Origin of the sequence: Paraburkholderia sp. OAS925, assembly GCF_040543975.1 — a bacterium.
GTDB lineage: Bacteria > Pseudomonadota > Gammaproteobacteria > Burkholderiales > Burkholderiaceae > Paraburkholderia > Paraburkholderia graminis.
In genome coordinates this window covers 433,056-458,646 of sequence record NZ_JBEUNO010000001.1, presented here as the reverse complement: position 1 = coordinate 458,646, position 25,591 = coordinate 433,056, and the positions used below count along the sequence as shown (strand labels likewise).

Genomic DNA, 25,591 nt, shown 5'->3' with positions numbered 1-25,591 from the left:
CAGCAGCCCGAGGAGGCTCGCTGCCCGGGAGCAAATACCTCAGGAGCATTTGAGAACCGGTTTCCAGAGGAGTTCGGCCCCGCATTGGCGTTGCGACGCCCGAGGTGGGCGTGAGGCGCTTCGGCGTCACGACAGTTCATCGTCCGTGTCAGCTTGTGCTCAACGTCCCAGGCGCCTTGCGGGCAATACGAAAGTGCGGGCACTATGTAAGAGTTTTGCCTCACATTGAAGAAGTAAGCCAGATGACGACGAAACGACTCTTGACCGAAGCCGAAATCCTGAAGATGAGCGACAAGGATTACATGAATGAGGATCAGCTCGCTTTCTTCAAGAACAAGCTCGAACAGCTGCAGGCGGAAATTCTCCGCAATGCCGGCCAGACGACCGAGAACCTGCGCGAAACAGTAATCGTGCCGGACCCGGCCGACCGCGCAACGATCGAGGAAGAGCATGCACTCGAGCTGCGCACGCGCGACCGCGAGCGCAAGCTGCTGAAGAAGGTGCAGCAGTCGCTCGCCCGCATCGACTCTGGCGACTACGGCTGGTGCGAAGAAACCGGTGAGCCGATCGGCATTCCGCGTCTGCTCGCGCGGCCCACGGCCACGCTGTCGCTCGAGGCGCAGGAGCGCCGCGAACTGCGCCAGAAGCTGTTCGGCGACTGAACGCCGGCGGCGCGGCTTCGGCGCCGCGCCCACAAACGCTGCTTCGTCGAGAGGCGCACGGTGATCCGTGCGCCTTTTTTCTTTTGTCCTATCCCATTTGCCGGCTCTTGATATGCCCGCGCGCGCCCTAAAATAAATCCGACATGCGCTGCACGAGCGCGCGAGGCGGCTCACTTCCCGCGTCGCGCGCCGTCTGCTTCCAGGATTCATGCGGTCGCGCATCGCGCTGCCGCGTCCTACCCGCTTTGCAAAGAGGAACGCATATGGAGCAATTTCACGGCACGACGATCGTCTCCGTGCGCCGCGGCGACAAGGTCGCGCTCGGCGGCGACGGCCAGGTGACGCTCGGCAACATCGTCATGAAAGGCGGTGCGAAGAAGGTCAGGCGCATTTACAACGGCAAGGTGCTGGTCGGTTTCGCGGGCGGCACGGCCGACGCGTTTTCGCTGCTCGACCGCTTCGAGGCGAAGCTGGAAAAGCATCAGGGCAATCTCACGCGCGCCGCGGTCGAACTCGCGAAAGACTGGCGCACCGACCGCATGCTGCGCCGTCTCGAAGCCATGCTGATCGCCGCCGACGCAACCACCACGCTCGTCATCACCGGTAACGGCGACGTGCTCGATCCGGAAGGCGGCATTTGCGCGATCGGTTCGGGCGGCGCGTATGCGCAGGCCGCCGCGAAAGCGCTCGCCGACAACACGGAGTTGTCGCCGCGCGAAATCGTGGAGAAGTCGCTGGAGATTGCCGGCGACATGTGCATCTACACGAACCACAACCGCGTCATCGAGACGATCGAGTAAGGACCCACGATGAGCACCATGACCCCTGCCGAGATCGTCTCGGAACTCGACAAACACATCATCGGCCAAGGCCGCGCGAAGAAAGCGGTTGCCGTGGCGCTGCGCAATCGCTGGCGCCGTCAGCAGGTCGACGACCCGCTGCGTCAGGAAATCACGCCGAAAAACATTCTGATGATCGGACCGACCGGCGTCGGCAAAACCGAAATCGCGCGGCGCCTCGCCAAGCTCGCCGACGCGCCGTTCATCAAGATCGAAGCCACCAAGTTCACCGAAGTGGGCTACGTGGGCCGCGACGTCGACAGCATCGTGCGCGATCTGATCGAGATTTCGGTCAAGCAGACGCGCGAATCGGAAATGCGCAAAGTGCGAACCAAAGCCGAAGATCAGGCCGAAGACCGCATTCTCGACATTCTGTTGCCGAGCGCGCGTCCGGTCGGTTTCGGTTCCAGTTCGAGCACGATCGACACGGCCGACGAAGGCAGCACCACGCGCCAGACTTTCCGCAAGCGTCTGCGCGAAGGTCTGCTTGACGACAAGGAAATCGAGCTCGACGTCGAGCAGCCGCAAGTCGGCATGGACATCATGGGGCCGCCGGGCATGGAAGACATGACCGAGCAGATCCGTTCGATGTTCGCGAACATCGGCGGCGGCAAGAAAACGCGCCGCAAGATGAAGGTGAAGGAAGCGCTGAAGGTTCTCACCGACGAAGAAGCCGGCAAGATGCTCAACGACGAAGAGGTGAAAACCAAAGCCGTGCAGAACGTCGAGCAGAACGGCATTGTGTTCCTCGACGAAATCGACAAGATTGCGTCGCGCAATGAAGCCGGCGGCGGTGAAGTGTCGCGTCAAGGCGTGCAGCGCGATCTGCTGCCGCTCGTCGAAGGCACCACCATCAACACCAAGTACGGCATGGTGAAGACGGATCACATTCTGTTCATCGCGAGCGGTGCCTTTCATCTCGCGAAGCCGAGCGATCTGATCCCCGAACTGCAAGGGCGTTTTCCGATTCGCGTGGAGCTCGATTCGCTGTCGGTGAACGACTTCGAGTCGATCCTCGTGTCGACGGATGCGAGCCTCGTCAAGCAATACCAGGCACTACTGGCAACCGAAGACGTGCATCTGGAATTCGCCGACGACGGCATTCGCCGTCTCGCGGAAATCGCTTATTCGGTGAACGAAAAGACGGAGAACATCGGTGCACGCCGTCTTTACACGGTCATCGAAAAGCTGCTGGAGGAAGTGTCGTTCGCCGCCGGCAATCACTCGGGACGCACGGTGCAGATCGACGCGGCGTATGTGGATCGCGCGCTGAACGAAGTCGCCGAAGACGAAGACCTGTCGCGCTACGTGCTGTGATGTAACGCCGAAGCGACGAAGCAAAACGGGCCGCCTGCAGAAAGGGCGGCCCGTTTTCTTTGCGCCACATCAAACGATGCGGCGATGAAGGCAACTTACTGCTTGACCGGCCGCTTCGCGAGTTTGCGCTGCAAGGTCCGGCGATGCATGTTCAACGCGCGCGCCGTCGCCGAAATATTGCCGCCGTGCTCGGCCAGCACGCGCTGAATGTGCTCCCATTCGAGACGCGCAACCGAGAGCGGCGTGGGATGCTCGATCGCCTCTTCCGCCTGCAGCGCACTCGCCTCGCTTTGCAGCGCCGACAGAATGGTTTCGACGTTCGCAGGCTTCGCCAGATAGTTGTCGGCGCCGTCTTTCACCGCTTGAACCGCGGTAGCAATGCTCGCGTAACCGGTCAGCACGAGCATGCGCGCGTCGGGTTGCAGGTCGCGCAACGGCGCGACGAGCGTGAGGCCCGAGTCGTTGCCAAGATGCAGATCCACTGTGATCTGACTGAACTTCTGCTGGTTGGCCAGCCTGATCGCTTCGTCCGCGTTGTGAGCTTCGCTCACCGTATAGCCGCGCCGCGTCAAACCGCGCGCGAGGATACCGGAGAACACTTCGTCGTCGTCGATCACCAGAAAATTCATCTCGCTCATGCCTGTTTCTCCGTGTTGGATGGCGCGGCGCCTTGGCGGCCCGGGCCGGAACTTTTGCGACCGGTGAGCGGCAGCCGCAAGACTGCGCGCGTGCCACGCGGTTGGGTCGCATTGACGTCCGTCAATTCAATCGATCCTTTCAGGCGCGCCGCCGCCGAAAACGCCAGGTACAGGCCGACGCCGTGCCCGCCTTGCGTGCTGTCCACCGGCATCGCTCCGAGTGAGCCGCGCAGCGCAGCCGGAATGCCGGGGCCCGCGTCGCAGACTTCGAATTCGATCTGATCGCCGCGCGCCGTGAGCCGGCACGACAGCGTGACGTGATCGCGGCTCGCGCGCGCGGCGTTGTCGAGCAGAATCGTCAGAATCTGGCTGACGGCTACCGTGTCGTCGAGACTGACATCCGCGGGCGGAGCGCCGAGCCGCTCGAACTTCACATGCGGATGGCGCAAGCGCCATTGCTCGGCGAACGATCCGAGCCACTCGTCGACCGGCTGGCGATTGGTGGCGGTCGTTGCACGGCTCCTCAACCTCGCGAGCGCGGATGTGCACAAGCTCATCTGCTGTTCGAGCAGTTCGAGATCGGCGCTGTATGGCGCGAGCCCTTTGTCGGTACGCGCCGCGTCGCGCAATTCTTCGGACAGCATTGCAATTGTAGACAGAGGCGTGCCGATTTCGTGAGCGACGGTAGCGGCCTGGACACCGAGCGCGACCGCGCGTTCGTCCTGGAGCAAGCGCTGCTGCGCTTCTCCGAGCGCTGCGTCACGTAGCCGCAGGGCTCGCGACATGCGCGCGACGAACCACGCGATCAGCCCGACGCTCACCATGAAGTTGACCCACATGCCGGCACGGTAGTAGTCGAACAGGTTGGCCGGGTTGTCGAGATTCAGCGGCACCGAATCGAAGCCGAGGACTGCATAGCAGGCCACGGCGAACGCGGCGAGCCACGCCATCAGTCGCCAGGGCAGCACGGCCGCCGCGATGGCAAGCGACGGCAGGTACAGCGAGACAAAGGGATTGGTCGTGCCGCCGGACAGAAACAGCAACGCGGACAACGCGCCGAGATCGACCCAGATCTGGCCGAACAGCTCCATGTTCGACTCGGGCCGCTGCTGCGTGACGCGCCACCATGTGAGTGCGTTAAAGATCACCTCGAGCGCGATGACGAGCAGCATGGCCGGCAACGGCAAATGCACGCCGATGAAGATCTGCACGAACGCGATGGTCAGCAACTGCCCGATGATCGCAAGGCTGCGCAGCCAGAACAGATGGCCGAGATTGACGCGGCCGGTGTTGGTTATACGATGCATGACTTCAGTTCACTTTACCCGTTCGGACGCTTCCCAATAGTGCCGCCGCAGCCCGGTGATACTATAGCTTTCTCCGTTAGCGCCTCGCGCCGATCTCTCGGCCGCAATCCTCATGGTCGACTCCGACATCCCGTCAGCTTTCCTTAATTTCATGCAGCAAGCCGCCGCAGCGCGTGTGAGCGGCGCGGTTGAGCCGGAAGCACAAGCGCTTCGCGCGGCAGCGCAGCTTCATCCGCTGGATGAGGACTCGCTGACCTCGCTCACTCAGAATCTGATCGGGCAACAACGCCTGGGCGATGCGATCGAACTGGCCTCCATTATTGCCCAACTGGATAGCGGCAACGCGCGTGCGCACTTCCGTCTCGGTTACGCGCTTCAGGTCGCGGACCGGCACGGCGAGGCGGTCGCTCCCTACCGCCGCGCGCTCGCACTCGAACCCACGTTGCCGTCGCTACGCAGCAACCTCGCTGGCGCGCTTTCGCTGTCGAATGGCGACCTTCGCGAGCAAACTGCGCTTCTTGAACAAGCCGTGCTCGCACATCCCGACGATGGAAACGCCTGGACCAATCTTGCAAACGCTTATCGCCAGAACCTGGATTTGTCGGGCTCGCTCAAAGCCGGCGAGCGAGCGGTTCAATGCGCGCCGTCCAGTGCGCTCGCCCACAACAACTATGCACTGGCGCTAAGAGAGGCACAACGTTGGGACGCGGCTTTGCAGGCCGCTGAAACAGCCTGCACACTCGCGCCCGACCACGCGGGCATGCGTTCGAATCTGTCGATGCTGCAACTGATGCGCGGCGACTACGCGAACGGCTGGCTCTCGCATGAGGCGCGCTGGAGCGGCTCGTCGGAGCTGCGCGGCAATCGTCCCGCCTTCCCGGCGCCGACCTGGAAGGGCGAGCCGCTCGCCGGCAAAACATTGCTGGTATGGGGCGAGCAGGGCATGGGCGATCTGCTGCAATTCTGCCGCTACATTCCAATGCTGGCCGAGTACGTGCATCGCGAAGGCGGCCGTCTCGTGTGGAACTCGTTCCCGCAGATGGGCGGCTTGATGGCGCGCAGTCTGGCCGCTCACGTCGATCAGTTTTCGGCGGGCGGCGGTGTCGAATCGCTGCCGCCCTTCGACTTCGAGATTCCATTGCTGAGCCTGCCGCTGGTCTTCGGCACGAGCGAGGCGACCATCCCGTCACCCGGGCCTTATCTTCACGCGGACGCCGCTGCTCTCGAGCGCTGGCGTCAACGGCTCGCCGGCGAGCCGAGGCTCAAGGTCGGACTCGCGTGGACGGGCAGCCACGGGCATCAACGCAATCCGTTTCGGCGTGTCGGCTGGGAACGCTATGCGGAGCACTTTGCGGGCATGCGCAATGTGGCGTTCTACTCGCTGCAACCGGGCGCGAGCGCCGACGTGAACGCAGCCGCGGCCGCCGGCCTGCCGATCACCGACTACACCGCCGAATTCGCCACGTTCGACGACACCGCAGCGTTCGTCGGCGCGCTCGATCTCGTCATTACCGTTTGCACGTCGGCCGCGCATCTGAGCGGCGCACTCGGGCAACGCACGTGGGTGCTGCTCGACGTCAACCCGCACTGGGTCTGGCTGATCGATCGACGCGACAGCCCGTGGTATCCGAGCGCGACGCTGTACCGGCAGCCGGGCTTCGGCGAGTGGACGCCGGCGCTTGAAGCCGTCGCCCGCGATCTGGAAGCGCTCGCGGCACAGCACGTCGCCGTACAACGCTAAGCGCTAAAGCGAGGAGCGAGCGTGACCGTGAGCCTGACCGCCCATAGCAGACGCGTTCACGGCACGTCCGCACCGGGCTCCGGCTGAGCCGTCCGCGCGATTTCCGCAGCGAGGCATTCGGGGCAAAGGCAACGGCCGGCGGGGTCCAGCCGCTCGCGCGGCAGTGCCGGCATCTCGCGGCACCAGCAGTCGAAAGGCTCTGCGTGCATCGCGCAATCGAACGCATTGCCGCAGCGCGGGCAGCGCGCGCTGCCTGGTGGGCGGGAAACAGACGGTTTCATGACAGGCGGACGGTCTCGCGGGCATCGACAGGGAAATGATGCCACGGCTTGCGTCCTACCGTGAGTCGTCCATTCGGCTAGTTCACAGGCACACGGAAGACGCGCTACGCTTGACTCCGAGTTGCCGCTGCAAAGCACGGTTTCATAGCACGCAAACGCGGCGTTGCACGCCGCCGCCGCACGCGTCGAAAACCCTGTTGCAGCGCGCCAGTCCTGTACAATTCGCCCTGTTTTAACTGTTCCGTGCCCGAGCCTGCCGCCATGTCCGAGCTTCCCGACCTTTCGCAGATTGCGCCCACCCTGAAGGCTGAAATCCTGGCCGAGGCGCTGCCCTACATTCGCCAGTATCACGGTAAGACCGTGGTCATCAAATACGGCGGCAACGCCATGACGGAGGAGCGGCTGAAGCAGGGCTTCGCGCGCGACGTCATTCTGCTGAAGCTGGTCGGCATCAATCCCGTCATCGTGCACGGCGGCGGTCCGCAAATCGACCACGCGCTGAAGAAGGTCGGCAAGCAGGGCACGTTCATTCAAGGCATGCGCGTTACCGACGAAGAGACGATGGAAGTCGTCGAATGGGTGCTCGGCGGCGAAGTGCAGCAGGACATCGTCACGCTGATCAATCACTTCGGCGGTCACGCGGTCGGTCTGACGGGCAAGGACGGCGGCTTGATCCACGCGCGCAAGATGCTGATGCCGGACCGCGACAATCCCGGCCAGTACGTCGACATCGGCCAGGTCGGCGAGGTCGAGGCGATCAATCCGGCCGTGGTGAAGGCGCTGCAAGACGACGCGTTCATTCCCGTCATCTCGCCGATCGGCTTCGGCGAAGACGGGCTGTCGTACAACATCAACGCCGATCTCGTCGCGGGCAAACTGGCGGTCGTGCTGAACGCCGAGAAGCTCGTGATGATGACGAACATCCCCGGCGTGATGGACAAGGAAGGCAATCTGCTGACCGATCTGTCCGCGCGCGAAATCGACGGGCTCTTCGCCGACGGCACGATCTCGGGCGGCATGCTGCCGAAGATTTCGTCGGCGCTCGATGCCGCGAAGAGCGGCGTGCGCTCGGTGCATATCATCGACGGGCGTATCGAACATTCGGTGCTGCTCGAAATTCTCACCGAACAGCCGTTCGGCACGATGATCCGCTCGCATTGATGCCTGCGTCACACGGGGCACACGGGGCGCGCCGCTGCACCGCGCCTCGTGTGTCCATCACGCCGCTAGCCGCAGCGCCCGGCGCCTGAACAGCACTCTTCCCATGCGCACTCCGACTTCCCGGCGCCGTCGTCCGCAGATCGCAAGTGGCGGTCCGGTCTGGCTGTTCGATCTCGACAATACGCTGCATCACGCGTCGCACGCGATTTTTCCCGCCATCAATCAGGCGATGACGCAGTACATCATCGACGCGCTGCAAGTCGAGCTCGACGAAGCGAACCGCCTGCGCACCGGCTACACGCAACGTTACGGCGCGGCGCTGCTGGGCCTCACGCGCCATCATCCGCTCGATGCAAACGACTTCCTGAAGGTCGTCCACACGTTCCCCGATCTCGGCTCGATGATCCGCCACGAGCGAGGCGTCGCGCGTCTCGTCGCGGCGCTGCCGGGCCGCAAGATCGTGCTGACCAACGCGCCCGAAAGCTATGCGCGCGCAGTGCTCGCGCAACTGCGAATCGAGCGTCTGTTCGAGCAGGTGATCGCCATAGAGCATATGCGCGACCGGCGCCGCTGGCGCGCGAAGCCCGATCACGCGATGCTGCGCAAGGCGATGCGCGACGCGCATGTGTCGCTGAAAGACGTGATCCTCGTCGAAGACACGCGCTCGCATCTGAAGAACTATCGGCGGCTCGGCATCCGCACGGTGTGGATTACCGGCCATCTGCCGCGTAAGCCGCATATGGACGGCGTGCCCACGCGTCTGCCGGGCACCGGCCGGCCGCATTATGTCGATCGCAGCATTCGTTCGTTAAAATCGCTACGACTGAGCACCCGCTCGGTTCGATTGAAGCGCCAGCAGACGGGACGACAGCCATGCAGCCGATCGACAAGCCTGACGAAGCCCTAGCCGAACCCGACCCCGCTGCAGCGGCTGTCCCGCGAGCGCAGCGTCTGAAGCCAGGCGAGCGCCGCGTGCATATCCTGCAAACGCTCGCCGCGATGCTTGAAGCGCCGAAAAGCGAAAAGATCACCACCGCCGCCCTCGCCGCGCGGCTCGGCGTATCGGAAGCGGCGCTTTATCGTCACTTTGCGAGCAAGGCGCAAATGTTCGAAGGACTAATCGAGTTCATCGAACAGACCATCTTCGGCCTGATCAATCAGATCGTCGACAAGGAAAACAACGGCGTACTTCAGGCGCGCGCGATCGCGTTGATGCTGCTGAATTTCTCCGCGAAAAATCCTGGCATGACGCGCGTGCTGACATGCGAGGCGCTCGTCGGCGAACATGAACGGCTGACGACGCGCGTCAATCAGATGCTCGAGCGCGTCGAAGCTTCGCTGAAGCAATGTTTGCGCTTGGCTGCGGTGAGCGTCGATGCGTCCGCACACGAAGCGCTCGCGCCTCTTCCGGCGGACTACGATCCTGCGGTGCGCGCGAGTCTGCTGTTGAGCTATGTCATTGGACGCTGGCATCGCTTTGTCCGTAGCGGCTTTGTGCGCATGCCGGCCGACGACGCCGATTCGCAATTGCGAGTGATCCTTCAGTAGCGTTCTCGGGAAGCCGCGTGGGCTGCCGGCCAGACGTTGCCGCCCGGAATTTTCCGCTATACTTTGCGCCTGACTGCGGCCCTTGCATTACCTGAAAGCACATGACAGGTATCGAGGGAACCGCCTTCCAGAACACACGTACTACGCGCCGATTTGCTGACTCGATTGCGGGCGCGCGAACCAGTGGAACAATTCCGCGGTTCACTATAAATGCGGCTAAAGAGGTCGTCAGCCGCGCACAAGTCGTTCTCCTCCGTGCTTTGCCGACGCCGTCTAGCCGCCCTGTCTTTGTCAAATGGCGGAATGAATGGAATCGATCGGTATCGTCGCTCCACAAAAAATGCATTTCACCGAGCCGTTGCGTCTGCAAAACGGCAGCTCGCTTGCCGGCTACGACCTGATGGTCGAGACCTACGGCACGCTCAACGCCGCGCGCAGCAATGCGGTGCTCGTGTGTCACGCGCTCAACGCATCGCATCATGTGGCGGGTGTCTATGCGGACAATCCAAAGGACATCGGCTGGTGGGACAACATGGTCGGCCCAGGCAAGCCGCTCGATACGGATAAGTTCTTCGTGATCGGCGTGAACAATCTCGGCTCGTGCTTCGGCTCGACGGGGCCCATGAGTATCGATCCGGCCACCGGCAAGCCGTATGGCGCGGCCTTCCCCGTGGTGACGGTGGAAGACTGGGTCAATGCGCAGGCGCTCGTCGCGGACCGGTTCGGCATCGAGCGCTTCGCTGCGGTCATGGGCGGCAGCCTCGGCGGCATGCAGGCGCTCGCGTGGAGCATGATGTATCCGCAGCGTGTCGCGCATTGCATCGTGGTGGCGTCCACGCCGAAGCTGTCCGCGCAAAACATTGCGTTCAACGAAGTGGCGCGCTCGGCGATTCTGTCGGACCCCGACTTTCACGGCGGCAACTACTACGCGCACAACGTGAAGCCGAAGCGCGGCTTGCGCGTCGCGCGCATGATCGGCCACATCACCTATCTGTCGGACGACGACATGGCCGAGAAATTCGGCCGTTCGCTGCGACGCGCGGAAGGCGCGCTCGACGCGTACAACTTCAACTTCGACGTGGAGTTCGAGGTGGAGTCGTACCTGCGCTATCAGGGCGACAAGTTCGCCGACTATTTCGACGCGAACACGTACCTGCTGATCACGCGCGCGCTCGATTACTTCGATCCGGCGAAAGCCTTCGAAGGCGATCTGACAGCGGCCCTTGCGCACACCACGGCGAAATATCTGATCGCCAGCTTCTCAACCGACTGGCGTTTCGCGCCGGCCCGCTCGCGCGAACTCGTGAAGGCGCTGCTCGATCACAAGCGCACCGTGACGTACGCGGAAATCGACGCGCCGCACGGCCACGACGCCTTCCTGCTCGACGACGCGCGCTATCACAACCTGATGCGCGCCTACTACGAACGCATTGCGAACGAGGTGAACGCATGAACCAGCGAGCACTCGATTATCTGGCGCTGCGCCCGGACTTCCGCGCGATCGCCCGCTGGGTCGAACCGCGCGCCACGGTGCTGGACCTGGGTTGCGGCGACGGCTCGCTGCTGTCGCTGCTCACCGAGGAACTGGACGTGCAAGGCTACGGCATCGAAATCAACGACGCGGGCGTGCTGGCCGCGACGCAAAACGGCGTCAACGTGATCCAGCAGAATCTCGAAGACGGCCTGCGTCTTTTCGAAGACGGCAGCTTCGATTTCGCGGTTTTGTCGCAGACGCTGCAAACCATTCATCAGACCGCGGCGATTTTGCGGGAAACCGTGCGCGTCGGTCGCGAATGCATCGTGTCGTTTCCGAACTTCGGCTATTGGGCGCATCGGCTTTCCGTAGTTCGGGGACGCATGCCGGTGTCGAAGTCGCTGCCCTATCAATGGCACAACACGCCTAACGTGCGCGTGCTGACCATCAAGGACTTCGAGGCGCTCGCGCCCGAAGTCGGCATCGAAATTCTCGACCGTGTCGTGCTGCACGACGGTCAGACGGTGCGGTGGGGCGTGAACTGGCGTGGTAGTCTTGCGGTCTATCGCGTCAAGAAAAGCTAACGCAAGCTATCCACATGTCGAACCCGCCGCACGAGGCGCCTGCACTTACCGCTCACGAAGAACATCCCGGCTGGCGCGCGTTTTTTAATACGCGCATGCTGATCTGCGTCTTTCTCGGCTTTACGTCGGGATTGCCGCTGTTCACGCTCGTCTATCTGGTGCAGGCATGGTTGCGCTCTGAAGGCGTCAATCTGAAGGAGATTGGCCTTTTTGCGCTGATCCAGTTTCCCTATACCTGGAAGTTCATCTGGGCGCCGCTGATGGATCGCTACGTCCCGCGCTTTCCGGGCTGGCGTCCGGGCAGACGGCGCGGCTGGATGCTCGTCACGCAGATTCTGGTCGCGGGCGCTATCGGCACGCTTGGGTTCGTGTCGCCGAGCGACTCAATCTGGACCGTCGCGGCATTGACGGCGCTCGTCGCGTTTTTCGGCGCAAGCCAGGACATTTCAATCGATGCCTACCGGCGCGAGTTGCTAAGCGACACGCAACAGGGTCTCGGCAATGCGGTGCATGTCAATGCCTACAAGATCGCGGCACTAGTGCCCGGTTCGCTGGCGCTTATTCTGTCGGATCATTTGCCGTGGACTACCGTGTTCATCGTGACCGCTGCGTTCATGGTGCCCGGCATGGTGATGACGCTTGTCGTACGCGAGCCCGAAGTGCACGGCACGCCGCCCAAGAATTTGCGCGACGCGATCGTGCAGCCGTTCCGCGAATTCGTCGAGCGCGATGGCTGGCGCGGCGCGCTGTTCGTGCTCGGCTTCATCTTTCTGTACAAGCTCGGCGACACGATGGCGACGACGTTGTCCACATCGTTCTTCCTCGACATCGGTTTCTCGCGCACGCAGATTGGCGTGATCGCGAAAACGACGGCGTTTGGCGCGAGTCTCGCGGGCGGAATTGTCGGCGGCATCTGGCTGATGAAGATCGGCATCGGCCGCGGCTTGTGGATCTTCGGCATCCTGCAGATGGTGTCGACGCTCGGCTTCGCCTGGCTCGCGCATCTCGGACCGGCATCGCCTGGCTTGACGGCGATTTACGACATCGCCGTGTGGACCAGCGAAGGCACGACGAAGCTGCTGTCGTGGGTCGGCATCGACTGGTCGGTGCAACTCGAACCGCGCTCGGTCGCGCTCGCGCTCGTCTACGGTTTCGAAACTTTCTCCACCGGTCTGACGATGGCGGCCTTCACCGCGTACATCGCCAGCACGACCGATCCGCGCTATACGGCCACGCAGTTCGCGCTCTTTACGAGCTTGGCTTCGGTGCCGCGCACGTTGGCGTCGGCGGCGAGCGGCTATGTGGTCGCGAAGATCGGCTGGTTCGACTACTTCATTGTCTGTACCGCGTTGGCTGTGCCGGGCATGCTGCTTCTGTTGCGCATCGCGCCGTGGAGAGTGCGGTCGTGAAGGTGCTTTTCGCAAAACAGCCATTGCGCCTGGGTGCGCGCCGCGGCGTCGCGTTGCGCGATGCTGGCCGTGGTGCGCTTCGCGCAGCGTTGTGGGTCGGCTGTTCGGGGTTTGTGAGTTTGATCGCGCCGTCCGCTGCTGTTTACGCAGCCGCTGGAACGCCGGCCGCCGGAACGCCAGCCACTGGAGCGCCGGCCGCCGCCGCGCCGACCACCGCTGCACCGCCCGCCGCTAACAGCGCCGCGGCCGGCACGTCGCTCAACGCTGCAACGGCTGCAGCGCCGCAACCGCCCGGGCCCGCGGCTAAATCTGCTGCGGCGGCCACGAACGCCGAAAGCGCGCCGGCTGCACCGCCGGCCGCGAACAGCGCGACGAGTTCCGGCAACGCGCCGCCAGGACCAACCGCTCAACCATCCGCGAGCGCGAAAGCCGCGGCGCCGACGTCATCGCCCGCTGGCGCTGCGAAGCCGGCTGCGTCGTACGGCCCGAGCAACCAGTTGCGTTACGGCGGCTATCTGGTGTTCCGCAACCTGATTCCGTCGCCGATGCTCGAGGCGCAAGCCGCCGAAGAGTTCAGCCAGATCGCGTACGGCGCCGAGCACGCCAACCGTCTATACGGCGACGCCGACGCGCACGTCACGCGCGTGCGCTCGATCGTCGACAAGATGGTTCCGTACTCGCTCAAATGGAACGAGCGGGCGAAAGGCTGGAAGTGGGACGTCGCCGTCGTGCGTTCGCCCGACATTCGCATGTACTGCCTGCCGGGCGGCAAGATCGTCGTGTACGGTGGGCTGCTCGACCGCGCGCATCTGAACGACAACGAGCTCGGCATGCTGATCGGCCATGAGATCGCGCATGCGCTGCGTGAACATGCGCGTGAGCGGCTCGGTCAGTTGCAGGCAAGCCAATTGGATTCGTCGGGTACGATCCCGCAGCTCTTCGGTCTCGCGGACCTGGGCGCGGCGCCGCTTGGCATCGGTTCGCGCCTGCTCGAAATGAAGTACGAAAACACGGACGAAACCGAAGCCGACGTGATCGGCAGCGACATCGCCTCTCGTGCGGGCTTCGATCCGCGCGCGGCAGTCACGCTGTGGGACAAGCTCGCGCAGGCCACGCGCAGCAATCGCGAGCAGGGCTTTATCTACGTGCATCCGTACTCGCCCGCGCGCCGCCAGGACATCGTCAAGCGTCTGCCGGACATGCTGCCGCTTTATGCCAAGGCCATCGGCAAAACCGTGGATGCGCTGCCGGACTATGCGGGCATAGGCCGTCCGCGCCGCAAGCTGGCGCGCGATTAACGGGCGTCACGCTTCACGCCTCCGCGATCTCGAGCGCGCGTCTTGCGGACGCCGCTCAAGCGCTCTTACCGACGCGGCGCTTCAACTCAAGGCCGCCGCGCAGAATCTAAAACTCACTTCTTCGTCACGTCGTGATCGTAGTCGACCGTCAGCGGCGCGTGATCGCTGAACTTGATGTCGCGAAACACGTCAGTGCGTTTCGCCTTGCTCGCGATGCCCGGTGTCGCGATCTGATAATCGATCCGCCACCCCACGTTCTTCGCATACGCCTGGCCGCGATTGCTCCACCACGTATATTGCTCGGGCCGCTGATCGAGCGTGCGGAAGACGTCGACGTAACCGACTTCGTCGAACAGTTTGGTGAGCCACGCGCGCTCTTCCGGCAGGCAACCCGAATTCTTCTGATTGCTCTTCCAGTTCTTGATGTCGATTTCCTTGTGGACGATATTCACGTCGCCGCACAGGATCACTTCGCGCTCGCGCGCGAGCTGCGCGAGATGCGGCATGAACTCGTCCATGAAACGATACTTGGCCTGCTGACGCTCTTCGCCGCTCGACCCTGACGGCACATACACCGACACAACCGACAGCTTGCCGAAACGCAGTTCGACATAACGCCCTTCGGGATCGAATTCCTCGCTGCCGAAGCCGATCACAACCTCATCCGGCTCGTGACGCGTATAGACGCCCGCGCCGCTATAACCCTTCTTCACCGCGTGCTGGAAATAGCCGGTGAAATCATGCGGCGCGAGGAATTCCGGCGTCATGTCGTCCTGCGAACATTTGATTTCCTGCACGCAAAGTACGTCGGCATTCTGCTCGCCGAACCAGTCGAAAAAACCCTTTTTGGCCGCTGAGCGGATGCCGTTCAGGTTGGCGGTAATCACACGCAACATGTCGTTCCTTTGTGTTCGATTCGTTTGGAGATTCGTCTTCGAGATGGTTTTCCGACGACGCCGAAAGTCATTCGATCTTCACGCCTTTCAGCGATTCCTTGGCCGGCGGGAATTCCAGCTTCAGGTCCTGGAAAGTGCGCAATAGCAACTCGGCGACCATCACATTGCGATGCGTTTTCGAGTCCGCGGGAATGACGTACCACGGCGCGTATTCGGTCGAAGTCGCGGCCAGCGCGTTGCGATAAACGCCCTGGTATGTGTCCCACTGCTTGCGTGCGTCGAGATCCGCTACGTCGAACTTCCAGTGCTTGGTCTCATCGTCGACGCGCGCCTGAAGCCGCTCGCGCTGCTCGTCCTTCGAAATATGCAGCATGCACTTGATGATCGTCGTGTCGCTATCGGCAAGCAGTTCCTCGAACTGGCGAATGTGGCGGCAGCGCACGTCGAATGCATTCGCGTCGATGTTGCCGAGCACGGTCGGCACCAGCAGGTCTTCATAGTGGCTGCGATTGAAGATTGTCAGTTCGCCCGCAGCGGGCGCTTGCGCATGCACGCGCCACAGGAAGTCGTGCGCGAGTTCGTCGGGCGTCGGCGCCCTGAACGGCGCGATGCGCAGGCCGAGCGGGTCGACTTCGTGAAATACGGCGCGAATCGTGCCGTCCTTGCCGCTCGTGTCCATGCCTTGCAGGACCAGCAGCACGCGGCGTTTTCGTTGCGCGTGCAAGCGTTCCTGCAAGACGTCGAGCTTCGCGCCGATCTCGGAGAGCCGCTCGCGGTCGGAATCTTTCGATCCCGTGGAAAAAGGCTTCGACGCGGGATCGAAATCGTCGAGCGAGAATTTGCCGTTCTTTTTGCCCTCGAAATAAGGCACGCGGAAATCGTCGAGGTCGGGTCGCTTCGCCATCCACACACTCCGTAATCTGCGTTCGGGTTCGCAAAAGCGGGCCCGCAAATGAAACGGGCCGTTGCCGCACTTTCGTTTCCGGCAACAGCCCGCGGTCGCCGAAGCGCAAACAATGCCTCGGCTATAGACGTTCGACCGCACGTCTGTCAGGTTTCAGCCTGGCCCGAACGAGGCGTCAGCCCAGCTTCTTCTTCAGCAGTTCGTTCACCTGCGCCGGATTCGCCTTGCCCTTCGTCGCCTTCATGGCCTGGCCGATCAGCGCGTTGAACGCCTTCTCCTTGCCCGCGCGGAATTCTTCCACCGACTTCTGGTTCGCCGCGAGCACCTCGTCGATGATCGCTTCCAGCGCGCCGGTATCCGAAATCTGCTTCAAGCCCTTCGCTTCGATGATGCGGTCCGCGGCGGCCTCGTCGGTCGCCTTCTCTTCCCAGATCGCGAGGAAAATTTCCTTCGCGATCTTGTTGGAGATGGTGCCGTCGGCGATACGTTGCAACAGCAGCGCGAGTTGCGCGGACGACACCGGGCACTCGGCAATGTCGAGACCTTCGCGATTCAGTTGCGACGACACTTCGCCCATCACCCAGTTCGCCGCGACCTTCGCGTTGGCCGCGCCGAGCTTCTCGACGACCGCTTCGAAATACGCGGCCGTCGCCTTGCTCGACGTCAACACGTTTGCGTCATACGGCGTCAAACCGTATTGCGACACGAAACGCTGCTGGATCGTTTCCGGCAACTCCGGCATGTCGCGCTTCACGCGCTCGACCCACGCTGCGTCGATCACGAGCGGCATCAGATCGGGATCGGGGAAATAGCGGTAATCGTGCGCGTCTTCCTTGCTGCGCATCGAGCGCGTTTCGCGCTTGTCCGGATCGTACAGACGCGTTTCCTGCACCACCGTGCCGCCGTCTTCGATGAGTTCGACCTGACGGCGCACTTCATACTGGATCGCTTCTTCGAGGAAGCGGAACGAGTTGAGGTTCTTGATCTCAGCACGCGTGCCGAATTCGGCCTGGCCGACCGGACGCACCGACACGTTCGCGTCGCAACGGAACGAGCCTTCCTGCATGTTGCCGTCGCAAATGCCGAGCCACGTGACGAGCGTGTGCAGCGTCTTGGCGTAGGCCACCGCTTCAGCCGCGCTGCGCATTTCCGGCTCAGTGACGATTTCGAGCAACGGCGTGCCCGCGCGATTCAGGTCGATGCCGGTCATGCCCGCGAAATCTTCGTGCAGCGACTTGCCCGCGTCTTCCTCGAGATGGGCGCGCGTCAGATTGACGACCTTCGTGTAGGCCGCCGTGCCCGCCTTCTCGTTGGCCGGCACCTGGATCGTCACCTGGCCGCCTTGCACGACGGGAATCTCGTACTGGCTGATCTGATAGCCCTTCGGCAGATCGGGGTAGAAATAGTTTTTACGCGCGAAGATGCTGCGCGGCGCGACCGTTGCGCCGATAGCAAGACCGAACTCGATTGCGCGCTCCACGGCGCCGCGGTTCATCACCGGCAACGTGCCGGGCAAGGCCAGATCGACGGGGCAAGCCTGCGTGTTCGGCGCGGCGCCGAATTGCGTGGGGGCGCCGGAGAAAATTTTAGATTGCGTGGACAGCTGCGCGTGGGTCTCCAGACCGATCACGACTTCCCATTGCTTGGTCATGGTGCTCACACTCCTGCCGGTGCCTTGCGGTGCCAGTCGGTCGCGCGCTGGAACGCGTCGGCCACCTGCAGCATCCGGGCTTCATTGAAATAGTTGCCGATGATCTGCAATCCCACCGGACGCTGTGCATTCGTGCCCGCGCCGAAGCCGCACGGCACGCTCATGCCCGGCAAGCCGGCGAGGCTCACGGACAGCGTGTAGATATCGGCGAGATACATCTGCACCGGGTCGTCGCCCTTCGCGCCGAGATCCCACGCCACCGAGGGTGCGACCGGTCCCATGATGACGTCGCACTGTTTGAACGCCTCCTGGAAATCCTGCGCGATGATGCGGCGAATTTTCTGCGCCTGAAGGTAATACGCGTCGTAATAGCCGTGGGAAAGCACGTAAGCGCCGACCATGATGCGACGCTTCACTTCGGGCCCGAAGCCTTCGGCACGCGACTTCTTGTACATGTCGAGCAGATCGCGATATTCCGCGGCGCGATGGCCGAAGCGCACGCCGTCGAAGCGCGACAGGTTCGACGATGCCTCCGCCGGCGCGATCACGTAATAGACCGGAATGGACAGCTCGGTCTTCGGCAGCGATACGTCGACGAGCGTGGCGCCGAGCGCCTCGTATTGCTTGAGCGCGGCGTCGACCGATGCACGCACGTCGTCGGCGAGACCGGCGCCGAAGTACTCTTTCGGCAAGCCGATGCGCAGACCGTCGAGCGGCTTGCCGGCGCCGTCCTGCTTCCATGCCTGACCGAGATAGCGCGTGTAGTCTTCGTCGTCGCGCACGAGGCTCGTGGAATCGCGCTGGTCAAAACCGGCCATTGCGTTAAGCAGCGTTGCGCAGTCAGCGGCGCTTTGCGCCATCGGACCGCCCTGATCCAGCGACGACGCAAACGCGATCATGCCGTAGCGCGACACGCGGCCGTAAGTCGGCTTGATGCCGGTGATGCCCGAGAACGACGCCGGCTGACGGATCGAGCCGCCGGTATCGGTGCCGGTTGCAGCAGGCGCGAGACGCGCGGCCACAGCCGCCGCGGAGCCGCCTGACGAACCGCCCGGCACTGCCTGACGATCCCACGGGTTCTGGACGGGGCCAAAATACGAATTTTCGTTCGACGAGCCCATCGCGAACTCGTCCATGTTCGTCTTGCCGACGCACACCATGCCGGCGCTCTGCAGACGCTCGACCACGGTGGCGTCGAACGGGCTTTCGTAGTTCGACAGCATTTTCGAGCCGGCCGTGGAGCGCCAGCCTTTGGTGACGAACACATCCTTGTGCGCGATCGGCACGCCGGTCAGCGGGCCGCCGTGGCCCGAGTGAAGCAGCGCGTCCGCGGCTTTTGCCTGAGCGAGCGTGAGATCCGGGTCCACCTGGATGAACGCATTGAGGCCGCGCGCCGCGTCGATGCGTTTTAGATAGAGCTGAGCCAGCTCGACTGCGGAGCATTCCTTGGCGGCCAACGCGGCGCGCAGTTCGGTCAAACTTTTTTCATGCATTGCGTGTTGTCCTGGAAAGCGCGGCAACGCGGATCGCGCTGCCGTGGAAGCGTTCGGTTGCGGGCCGGCGAACCGGGCCGAGGTGTCGACGAACATATCGGCGAACATACCGGCGACAAGCGAAGCTGCGCGCGCCGGATTCGGCGCGGCATGCCGCTCGCGGTGGTGGCTCGCGGCCCGCAAGCCGCGCCGCGCCCGCCGCGCGCTGATATCGCCGTTATTCGATCACCTTCGGCACGAGATACAGACCGTCCTGCACGGCCGGTGCGGGACGCTGGAAAGCCTCGCGCTCGATCGTTTCGGTCACCGCGTCGTCGCGCAGACGCAGCGCGACGTCTTCGATCTGCTCGATCGGATGGGCAAGCGGTGCGATGCCCGTGGTGTCGACCGCCTGCATCTGCTCGACGAGGCCAAAAAACTCGTTGAGCTGGACAAGCGTGTGTTCGGCGTCGGCGTCGGCCAGTTCGAGCCGCGCGAGATGCGCGATGCGCTTAACATCGGTCAGGGTCAAAGCCATGCAGTCACCGGAAAAAGTGGCGGACCGCCGCAGCCGGAAAAGCGCGCTGCGACAGCGAGTTAGGACGCTGGAGGAAGACCTCGAAAAAGGGGCCGGCGGCGGCAAAAAGTGCCGTCCGTTTCCTTCAAATCATCCAAAATTATAAGGTATCATTACGCGTTCGACCCAAACCCGGACCGACTTACCCAGGCCTTTCTGGACATTTCGTAAAGAGAGTTCGGATATTTCTGACCTGGCTTTGTATCGGCCTCCGGTAGACTCCCCCGCAGCTTCAAGTTCCAGTGGCGCCGCTTCGCCAGGTTGAAGCTGTTATTTTTTTTCCGCTGCCGCCCTGCGCAACGTTGCGAGGCCCGGCCCCAAGCGAGACAGGATTTTGAATGTTCGGTTTTTTGCGCAGCTACTTCTCCAACGATCTGGCGATTGATCTAGGCACCGCCAACACGCTTATCTACATGCGTGGCAAAGGCATCGTTCTTGACGAACCGTCGGTGGTGTCCATCCGCCAGGAAGGCGGTCCCAACGGCAAGAAAACCATTCAGGCAGTCGGTAAGGAAGCCAAACAGATGCTCGGCAAGGTGCCGGGCAACATCGAGGCGATCCGCCCCATGAAAGACGGCGTGATCGCCGACTTCACGGTGACCGAGCAGATGATCAAGCAGTTCATCAAAACGGCTCACGAATCGCGCATGTTCTCGCCGTCGCCGCGCATCATCATTTGCGTGCCGTGCGGTTCGACCCAGGTCGAGCGCCGCGCGATCAAGGAAGCCGCTCACGGCGCGGGCGCATCGCAGGTCTATCTCATTGAAGAACCCATGGCCGCGGCAATCGGCGCTGGCCTGCCGGTGTCGGAAGCCACCGGCTCCATGGTCGTCGACATCGGTGGCGGCACGACGGAAGTCGGCGTCATCTCGCTCGGCGGCATCGTGTACAAGGGCTCGGTGCGCGTAGGCGGCGACAAGTTCGACGAAGCCATCGTCAACTACATCCGCCGCAACTACGGCATGCTGATCGGCGAGCAAACCGCCGAAGCCATCAAGAAGGAAATCGGTTCGGCCTTCCCCGGTTCCGAAGTCAAGGAAATGGAAGTGAAGGGCCGCAATCTGTCGGAAGGCATTCCGCGCAGCTTCACCATCTCCAGTAATGAGATTCTCGAAGCGCTGACCGATCCGCTGAATCAGATCGTGTCGTCGGTGAAGATCGCGCTCGAGCAAACGCCGCCGGAACTCGGCGCGGACATCGCCGAACGCGGCATGATGCTCACGGGCGGTGGCGCACTGCTGCGCGATCTGGACCGCCTGCTCGCCGAAGAAACCGGCCTGCCGGTGCTCGTCGCCGAAGACCCGCTGACGTGCGTCGTGCGCGGCTCGGGCATGGCGCTCGAGCGCATGGACAAGCTCGGCAGCATCTTCTCGTACGAGTAAGCGAGCGAGTTCGATGTCAGCAGCGCGGATCTGGCAAACGGCCCCTTGCGGGCCCGTTTGCCGTTGGCTGCGCCGCCCAGCGTCCGTACGCTGAACCGCGTTTTTAGCGCGCCGCCGCCTCACACAACCGCTTACGCCCCCGGCGCCGACCATGGAATACAGTCCGCCGCCTCTGTTCAAGCAAGGCCCGTCCGCCCTCGCACGACTCGTGTTTTTCGTCGTGCTGGCGCTCGCCCTGCTGATCTCCGACGCACGCTTCAAGACGCTCGAAATCGTTCGCGGCGTGCTCGGCGTGGGTCTCTATCCGTTGCAGCGCGCAGCGCTGGTGCCACGCGACGTCTTCATGGGCGCCGCCGATCTGGCCGTGACGAGCGCCACCTTGCGCAGCGACAACGAAAAGCTGCGCACGCGCAACCTTCAACTGTCGCAGCAGGCCAATACAGCCGCCGAACTCTCCGCTGAGAACGGCCATTTGCGCGCATTGCTGCAACTGTCGCAGCGCGCGACCACGCAATCGTTGCCCGCTGAAATCCAGTACGACACGCGCGATCCGTTCACGCAAAAGGTCGTCATCAATCGTGGCGCGCAGCAAGGCATTCAGAACGGCTCGCCGGTCGTGAACGAAGACGGCGTGATCGGTCAGGTGACCCGCGTGTTCCCGCTGCAGGCCGAAGTCACGTTGCTGACCGACAAGGATCAGGCCGTGCCCGTGCAGATCGTGCGCACCGGCTTGCGCAGCGTCATTTACGGCACGCTTAAGGGCGATACGCTCGACCTGCGCTTCGTGCCGATCAGCGCCGACGTTCAGACGGGCGACGAACTCGTCACGAGCGGGCTCGACGGTGTGTATCCGCCGGGGCTGCCGGTCGCCAAGGTCGTGCGCGTCGACAAGCAGGCGGACACCGCCTTCGCGCGCGTGATCTGCCTGCCGATTGCGCCGGTGCGCGGCGCGCGTCAGTTGCTGGTGCTGCATTATGTGAACGACGTGCCGCCGCGTCCCGCCGAAGAGCCCGACCCGGCCGCAGCCGCCAAAGAGGCGGCCAAAGCGAAAAAAGGCGCGAAGGCAGACGGCAAGGCCGCCGCCGACAAATCCGCGAAACCGGCGGAAAAACCCGGCGCGGACAAAACCGCCGCGGCCAAACCTGCGGACAATACGCCAGCCCAAGCTGCGCAAGCAGGCAAGCAAGGCGCCGCCGACCAGAAATCCGCTGCATCGAAGAAACCCGCCGCCGCCGAAAAAGCGAAGCCGCAAGCCGCGCCCGGGGCAAAGCCATGAACCGCCCTCAATACATTCTGCAGCCGGTCAATCCCTACTTCATCGCATTCAGCCTCGCCGCGGCGTTTCTGCTGAATCTGATGCCGTGGGGCCGCATGATCGGCGTGCCCGATTTCGTCGCGCTCGTGCTGCTGTTCTGGAACGTGCACCAGCCGCGCAAGGTCGGCATGGGTATCGCGTTCTTCCTCGGCCTGCTGATGGACGTGCACAACGCAAGCCTGCTCGGCGAGCACGCGCTGGCGTACACGCTGCTCTCGTACGGCGCGATCACGATCCATCGCCGCGTACTGTGGATGTCGCTCGGCGTGCAGACTTTTGCAGTCATGCCGCTGCTCGTGACTGCGCAAGTAGTGCCGTTCGTGATCCGTCTGCTGACGGGCGCGGCATTTCCCGGCTGGGGCTATCTGGTCGACGGTTTCGTCGAAGCCGCCCTCTGGCCGGTCGCGAGCGTGCTGCTGTTGATGCCGCAGCGCCGGCCCGCCGACCCCGACGACACGCGGCCGATTTAACCAGGCGTCGAGCGCGCCGGCCGTCCATGGAACGTATGTTTTCTGCCCGCCCGACGCCCACTGCCGTTCATGCCTTCCGGTTTCGCCCGGATCAGGCGCACACTCATGATGGCCGTCGCCCGGCCTTTTGCAGAATCGCATGACCGAATTCAAGGACACTCAGCAACAGCTCTCGAAGTTCCGCCTGCGCGTCGCGGCGGCGGGCCTGTTCGTGTTCGTCTGCTTCGGGCTGATCGGCTTTCGCTTCCTGTTTCTGCAGGTCTGGCACTACAGCAAGTACTCGCTGCAAGCCGACGAAAACCGCATTTCCGTCGCGCCGATCGTTCCGAACCGCGGCATCATCACCGACCGTAACGGCGTGGTGCTGGCCAAAAACTATTCGGCCTACACGCTGGAAATCACGCCGTCCAAGCTCGGCGCGCCGCTCGAAACGGTTATCGACGATCTGGCCACGGTTGTCTCCATCGACGCCCGCGACCGCCGCCGCTTCAAGAAGCTGCAGGAAGACTCGAAGAACTTCGAGAGTCTGCCGATCCGCACGCGCCTGACCGACGACGAAGTCGCGCGCTTCACCGCGCAACGCTTCCGCTTTCCCGGCGTCGAAGTGCGCGCGCGCCTGTTCCGCCAATATCCGCTCGGCCCGACGGCCGCGCACGTGATCGGCTACATCGGCCGGATTTCGCAGCGCGACCAGGAGCGCATCGACGACGCGAGCGATCAGAACGACAGCGATCCCGAGCACTACGATCCGCGTCTGGACGCCAACAACTACAAGGGCACCGACTACATCGGCAAGATCGGCGTCGAGCAGAGCTACGAGACCGAGTTGCACGGGCAGACCGGTTTCGAGGAAGTCGAAGTCACCGCGGGCGGCCGGCCCGTGCGCACGCTGTCGCGCACGCAGGCCACGCCGGGCAACAATCTCGTGCTGTCGCTCGACATCGGCCTGCAACAGGTCGCCGAGCAGGCGTTCGCGGGCCGGCGCGGCGCGCTGGTCGCCATCGAACCGGCCACCGGCGACGTGCTCGCGTTCGTGTCGGCGCCGAGCTTCGATCCGAATTCGTTCGTCGACGGCATCGACCAGCAGACCTGGGACGAGCTCAACAACTCGCCCGACCATCCGCTGCTGAACCGGCCGCTGCACGGCACGTATCCGCCGGGTTCCACCTACAAGCCGTTCATGGCGCTCGCCGCGCTCACACTGCACAAGCGCACGCCGGGCTGGGGCTTCCAGGACCCGGGCTCGTACACGTTCGGCGGTCACACCTTCCGCAACGACGTGCGCTCCGGTCAGGGCTGGGTCGACATGAACCGCGCGATCGTCGTCTCGAACGACACGTACTTCTACATGCTCGCGCACGATCTCGGCGTGAACAACATCGCGAACTTCATGAAGCCGTGGGGCTTCGGCCAGATCACCGGCATCGACATCGCGGGCGAGGCGCGCGGCATCCTGCCGTCGACGGAATGGAAGCGCAAGGCGTACCGCAAGCCCGAGCAGCAAAGGTGGTACGAAGGCGAGACGATCAGCCTCGGCATCGGGCAAGGCTACAACTCGTTCACGATCCTGCAGCTCGGGCACGCCACGGCCACGCTCGCCAACAACGGCGTGGTGATGAAACCGCACCTCGTGCGCGACATCGAAAATCCGATCACGAAAGATACGCGTCCGGTCGTGCGCGATCCGAGCGACAAGATTCCCGTCAAGCAGTCGGACATCGACATCATCAAGCGCGCGATGGAAGGCGTGGTGACGAACGGCACGGCGTCGAAGGTGTTCATCGGCGCGCCGTATCTGGCGGCGGGCAAGACCGGCACGGCGCAGGTCTACTCGCTGCAGGGCGCGAACTACAAGGGCCACGCGATCGCCGAACATTTGCGCGACCACGCGCTTTTCATCGCTTTTGCGCCGGCCGAGCAACCGAAAATCGCGCTCGCGTTGATCGTCGAAAACGGCGGCTGGGGCGCGGAGTCGGCGGGGCCGATCGCGCGCAAGGTGCTCGACTACTACCTCGTCGGCAAGAACAAGCCGGGCGCTCAGGCGGCGGCTGTGGCAGCGGCGGCATCGGCGACCGAGGACGCGTCCGCGCCGGAAGTCGGCGGTGCGCCGGCGCCGCAGGAAGCGGCGCAACCGGTGAAGATCGCGGCGGGGTATACGGCGTTGCCGATGCCGGGGGTTGCGGCGGCGGGTGCGAGTGCGAGTGCGGCCGTGAATGGTGCGTCTGGGGCGGCGGCATCGGTGAACGGCGCCTCGGGGGTGAATGGTGCGTCGGTGAGCGGTGCGCCGGCGAATGGCGCGCAGGCGAACGGAGTTCCGGCGAAGGGCGCATCGGTGAACGGTGCGCCTGGGGCAACAGCATCGCCTGCCGCTTCGGCTCCGGCCGCGGCGACATCGAGATCTCCCGCGCCGGTGGCGCAAACCGGCGCAGCGCGCAATCTGCCGGCATCGGCGACATCGGCTGCGGCCACACCAGCCTCAGCGACAAAAGCCCCCGCCCAGCGCAAATCCGCCGCCCCCCGCCAGCCACGACCGGCAAGCGAGCCGGCCCCTGCTGCGGCCGCACACTCTACGCCCCACCCGGCCCGGGAATCATCGCGCGACAGCGGCACTGAGCCCGCGCCGCCACGCCAGCCGGTTTCCGGCGGCATCGACGAATAAGGAGAA

The 25,591-nt window shown here is 63.5% G+C and carries 23 protein-coding genes; 15 read left to right on the top strand and 8 right to left on the bottom strand.

Annotation, left to right across the window (positions count from 1 at the left end; genetic code table 11):
- Positions 1-242: 242 nt before the first annotated feature.
- The 3 genes from dksA to hslU all read left to right on the top strand — a co-directional run bounded on the left by dksA (position 243) and on the right by hslU (position 2,818).
- A complete protein-coding gene (gene dksA, locus ABIE53_RS02045) occupies positions 243-662 on the top strand; it encodes an RNA polymerase-binding protein DksA (protein WP_006050516.1) in 420 nt (139 codons plus the stop codon).
- Between the two features lie 263 nt (positions 663-925).
- On the top strand, positions 926-1,462 hold the full coding sequence (gene hslV, locus ABIE53_RS02040; RefSeq protein ID WP_006050517.1) for an ATP-dependent protease subunit HslV: 537 nt from the start codon (positions 926-928) through the stop codon (positions 1,460-1,462).
- A 9-nt stretch (positions 1,463-1,471) separates the two neighbouring features.
- Complete coding sequence (gene hslU, locus ABIE53_RS02035) at positions 1,472-2,818, top strand: ATP-dependent protease ATPase subunit HslU (protein ID WP_029969460.1); 1,347 nt, start codon at positions 1,472-1,474, stop codon at positions 2,816-2,818.
- A 95-nt stretch (positions 2,819-2,913) separates the two neighbouring features.
- Here the strand turns inward: hslU and ABIE53_RS02030 are convergent, their stop codons facing one another.
- Complete coding sequence (locus ABIE53_RS02030; RefSeq protein ID WP_006050519.1) at positions 2,914-3,456, bottom strand: response regulator transcription factor; 543 nt, start codon at positions 3,454-3,456, stop codon at positions 2,914-2,916.
- Positions 3,453-4,763: an ATP-binding protein gene (locus ABIE53_RS02025; RefSeq protein ID WP_006050520.1), complete on the bottom strand. Its 1,311-nt coding sequence runs from the start codon at positions 4,761-4,763 to the stop codon at positions 3,453-3,455. The genes ABIE53_RS02030 and ABIE53_RS02025 overlap by 4 nt, the downstream gene beginning before the upstream one ends.
- Positions 4,764-4,875: 112 nt before the next feature.
- Here ABIE53_RS02025 and ABIE53_RS02020 point away from each other — a divergent pair, with 112 nt between their 5' ends.
- Positions 4,876-6,504 carry a tetratricopeptide repeat protein gene (locus ABIE53_RS02020; protein WP_114155693.1) on the top strand — a complete coding sequence of 543 codons (1,629 nt, stop codon included), beginning with the start codon at positions 4,876-4,878 and terminating at the stop codon, positions 6,502-6,504.
- Between the two features lie 56 nt (positions 6,505-6,560).
- Here ABIE53_RS02020 and ABIE53_RS02015 read toward each other — a convergent pair whose 3' ends face one another.
- A complete protein-coding gene (locus ABIE53_RS02015) occupies positions 6,561-6,785 on the bottom strand; it encodes a cysteine-rich CWC family protein (protein ID WP_081653027.1) in 225 nt (74 codons plus the stop codon).
- A gap of 261 nt (positions 6,786-7,046) precedes the next feature.
- Between ABIE53_RS02015 and argB the strand changes: the two genes are divergently transcribed.
- The 7 genes from argB to ABIE53_RS01980 all read left to right on the top strand — a co-directional run bounded on the left by argB (position 7,047) and on the right by ABIE53_RS01980 (position 14,259).
- A complete protein-coding gene (gene argB / locus ABIE53_RS02010) occupies positions 7,047-7,946 on the top strand; it encodes an acetylglutamate kinase (RefSeq protein ID WP_006050522.1) in 900 nt (299 codons plus the stop codon).
- Positions 7,947-8,049: 103 nt separating this feature from the next.
- Positions 8,050-8,853 carry a pyrimidine 5'-nucleotidase gene (locus tag ABIE53_RS02005; RefSeq protein WP_006050523.1) on the top strand — a complete coding sequence of 268 codons (804 nt, stop codon included), beginning with the start codon at positions 8,050-8,052 and terminating at the stop codon, positions 8,851-8,853.
- Positions 8,820-9,494 (top strand): nucleoid occlusion factor SlmA, encoded by a 675-nt coding sequence (gene slmA / locus ABIE53_RS02000; protein ID WP_114155692.1) that lies wholly within the window; start codon positions 8,820-8,822, stop codon positions 9,492-9,494. The genes ABIE53_RS02005 and slmA overlap by 34 nt, the downstream gene beginning before the upstream one ends.
- Before the next feature lie 307 nt (positions 9,495-9,801).
- The gene (metX, locus tag ABIE53_RS01995) at positions 9,802-10,947 is read left to right on the top strand and encodes a homoserine O-succinyltransferase MetX (protein ID WP_006050525.1); all 1,146 of its coding nucleotides are present in this window, start codon (positions 9,802-9,804) and stop codon (positions 10,945-10,947) included.
- Positions 10,944-11,552: a methionine biosynthesis protein MetW gene (metW, locus tag ABIE53_RS01990; RefSeq protein WP_006050526.1), complete on the top strand. Its 609-nt coding sequence runs from the start codon at positions 10,944-10,946 to the stop codon at positions 11,550-11,552. The genes metX and metW overlap by 4 nt, the downstream gene beginning before the upstream one ends.
- A 14-nt stretch (positions 11,553-11,566) precedes the next feature.
- Complete coding sequence (locus ABIE53_RS01985; protein ID WP_114155691.1) at positions 11,567-12,961, top strand: AmpG family muropeptide MFS transporter; 1,395 nt, start codon at positions 11,567-11,569, stop codon at positions 12,959-12,961.
- Entirely contained in the window at positions 12,958-14,259 is a 1,302-nt protein-coding gene (locus ABIE53_RS01980; protein WP_192699936.1) for a M48 family metallopeptidase, read from the top strand. The genes ABIE53_RS01985 and ABIE53_RS01980 overlap by 4 nt, the downstream gene beginning before the upstream one ends.
- 113 nt (positions 14,260-14,372) lie before the next feature.
- Here ABIE53_RS01980 and ABIE53_RS01975 read toward each other — a convergent pair whose 3' ends face one another.
- From ABIE53_RS01975 to gatC, 5 genes are all read right to left on the bottom strand, one after another.
- Positions 14,373-15,155, bottom strand: a complete 783-nt coding sequence (locus ABIE53_RS01975) for an exodeoxyribonuclease III (RefSeq protein WP_114155690.1) — start codon at positions 15,153-15,155, stop codon at positions 14,373-14,375.
- 67 nt (positions 15,156-15,222) lie between these two features.
- A complete protein-coding gene (locus ABIE53_RS01970; protein ID WP_006050530.1) occupies positions 15,223-16,059 on the bottom strand; it encodes a PPK2 family polyphosphate kinase in 837 nt (278 codons plus the stop codon).
- Between the two features lie 175 nt (positions 16,060-16,234).
- On the bottom strand, positions 16,235-17,710 hold the full coding sequence (gatB, locus tag ABIE53_RS01965; protein ID WP_114155689.1) for an Asp-tRNA(Asn)/Glu-tRNA(Gln) amidotransferase subunit GatB: 1,476 nt from the start codon (positions 17,708-17,710) through the stop codon (positions 16,235-16,237).
- Positions 17,711-17,715: 5 nt separating this feature from the next.
- Positions 17,716-19,203, bottom strand: coding sequence for an Asp-tRNA(Asn)/Glu-tRNA(Gln) amidotransferase subunit GatA (gene gatA / locus ABIE53_RS01960; protein WP_053858938.1), 1,488 nt, complete (start codon positions 19,201-19,203; stop codon positions 17,716-17,718).
- A 217-nt stretch (positions 19,204-19,420) separates the two neighbouring features.
- Positions 19,421-19,720, bottom strand: a complete 300-nt coding sequence (gene gatC / locus ABIE53_RS01955; RefSeq protein WP_006050533.1) for an Asp-tRNA(Asn)/Glu-tRNA(Gln) amidotransferase subunit GatC — start codon at positions 19,718-19,720, stop codon at positions 19,421-19,423.
- Positions 19,721-20,097: 377 nt separating this feature from the next.
- Between gatC and ABIE53_RS01950 the strand changes: the two genes are divergently transcribed.
- The 4 genes from ABIE53_RS01950 to mrdA all read left to right on the top strand — a co-directional run bounded on the left by ABIE53_RS01950 (position 20,098) and on the right by mrdA (position 25,585).
- Entirely contained in the window at positions 20,098-21,141 is a 1,044-nt protein-coding gene (locus tag ABIE53_RS01950) for a rod shape-determining protein (protein WP_004189550.1), read from the top strand.
- A 151-nt stretch (positions 21,142-21,292) separates the two neighbouring features.
- Positions 21,293-22,417 (top strand): rod shape-determining protein MreC, encoded by a 1,125-nt coding sequence (mreC, locus tag ABIE53_RS01945; protein ID WP_114155688.1) that lies wholly within the window; start codon positions 21,293-21,295, stop codon positions 22,415-22,417.
- Positions 22,414-22,926, top strand: coding sequence for a rod shape-determining protein MreD (gene mreD, locus ABIE53_RS01940; protein WP_006050535.1), 513 nt, complete (start codon positions 22,414-22,416; stop codon positions 22,924-22,926). The genes mreC and mreD overlap by 4 nt, the downstream gene beginning before the upstream one ends.
- Positions 22,927-23,065: 139 nt before the next feature.
- A complete protein-coding gene (gene mrdA / locus ABIE53_RS01935; protein WP_114155687.1) occupies positions 23,066-25,585 on the top strand; it encodes a penicillin-binding protein 2 in 2,520 nt (839 codons plus the stop codon).
- Positions 25,586-25,591: the final 6 nt, after the last annotated feature.

What these genes read in the sequence shown, in the direction of transcription:
- gatB (WP_114155689.1), bottom strand. Translation starts at nt 17,710, where the DNA reads ATGACCAAGCAATGGGAAGTCGTGATCGGTCTGGAGACCCACGCGCAG.
- mreC (WP_114155688.1), top strand. Translation starts at nt 21,293, where the DNA reads ATGGAATACAGTCCGCCGCCTCTGTTCAAGCAAGGCCCGTCCGCCCTC.
- metX (WP_006050525.1), top strand. Translation starts at nt 9,802, where the DNA reads ATGGAATCGATCGGTATCGTCGCTCCACAAAAAATGCATTTCACCGAG.
- ABIE53_RS01985 (WP_114155691.1), top strand. Translation starts at nt 11,567, where the DNA reads ATGTCGAACCCGCCGCACGAGGCGCCTGCACTTACCGCTCACGAAGAA.
- mreD (WP_006050535.1), top strand. Translation starts at nt 22,414, where the DNA reads ATGAACCGCCCTCAATACATTCTGCAGCCGGTCAATCCCTACTTCATC.
- ABIE53_RS01975 (WP_114155690.1), bottom strand. Translation starts at nt 15,155, where the DNA reads ATGTTGCGTGTGATTACCGCCAACCTGAACGGCATCCGCTCAGCGGCC.
- hslV (WP_006050517.1), top strand. Translation starts at nt 926, where the DNA reads ATGGAGCAATTTCACGGCACGACGATCGTCTCCGTGCGCCGCGGCGAC.
- dksA (WP_006050516.1), top strand. Translation starts at nt 243, where the DNA reads ATGACGACGAAACGACTCTTGACCGAAGCCGAAATCCTGAAGATGAGC.
- ABIE53_RS01970 (WP_006050530.1), bottom strand. Translation starts at nt 16,059, where the DNA reads ATGGCGAAGCGACCCGACCTCGACGATTTCCGCGTGCCTTATTTCGAG.
- gatA (WP_053858938.1), bottom strand. Translation starts at nt 19,203, where the DNA reads ATGCATGAAAAAAGTTTGACCGAACTGCGCGCCGCGTTGGCCGCCAAG.
- ABIE53_RS02005 (WP_006050523.1), top strand. Translation starts at nt 8,050, where the DNA reads ATGCGCACTCCGACTTCCCGGCGCCGTCGTCCGCAGATCGCAAGTGGC.
- ABIE53_RS02015 (WP_081653027.1), bottom strand. Translation starts at nt 6,785, where the DNA reads ATGAAACCGTCTGTTTCCCGCCCACCAGGCAGCGCGCGCTGCCCGCGC.
- slmA (WP_114155692.1), top strand. Translation starts at nt 8,820, where the DNA reads ATGCAGCCGATCGACAAGCCTGACGAAGCCCTAGCCGAACCCGACCCC.
- ABIE53_RS01950 (WP_004189550.1), top strand. Translation starts at nt 20,098, where the DNA reads ATGTTCGGTTTTTTGCGCAGCTACTTCTCCAACGATCTGGCGATTGAT.
- mrdA (WP_114155687.1), top strand. Translation starts at nt 23,066, where the DNA reads ATGACCGAATTCAAGGACACTCAGCAACAGCTCTCGAAGTTCCGCCTG.
- gatC (WP_006050533.1), bottom strand. Translation starts at nt 19,720, where the DNA reads ATGGCTTTGACCCTGACCGATGTTAAGCGCATCGCGCATCTCGCGCGG.
- metW (WP_006050526.1), top strand. Translation starts at nt 10,944, where the DNA reads ATGAACCAGCGAGCACTCGATTATCTGGCGCTGCGCCCGGACTTCCGC.
- argB (WP_006050522.1), top strand. Translation starts at nt 7,047, where the DNA reads ATGTCCGAGCTTCCCGACCTTTCGCAGATTGCGCCCACCCTGAAGGCT.
- ABIE53_RS02025 (WP_006050520.1), bottom strand. Translation starts at nt 4,763, where the DNA reads ATGCATCGTATAACCAACACCGGCCGCGTCAATCTCGGCCATCTGTTC.
- ABIE53_RS02030 (WP_006050519.1), bottom strand. Translation starts at nt 3,456, where the DNA reads ATGAGCGAGATGAATTTTCTGGTGATCGACGACGACGAAGTGTTCTCC.
- ABIE53_RS02020 (WP_114155693.1), top strand. Translation starts at nt 4,876, where the DNA reads ATGGTCGACTCCGACATCCCGTCAGCTTTCCTTAATTTCATGCAGCAA.
- hslU (WP_029969460.1), top strand. Translation starts at nt 1,472, where the DNA reads ATGAGCACCATGACCCCTGCCGAGATCGTCTCGGAACTCGACAAACAC.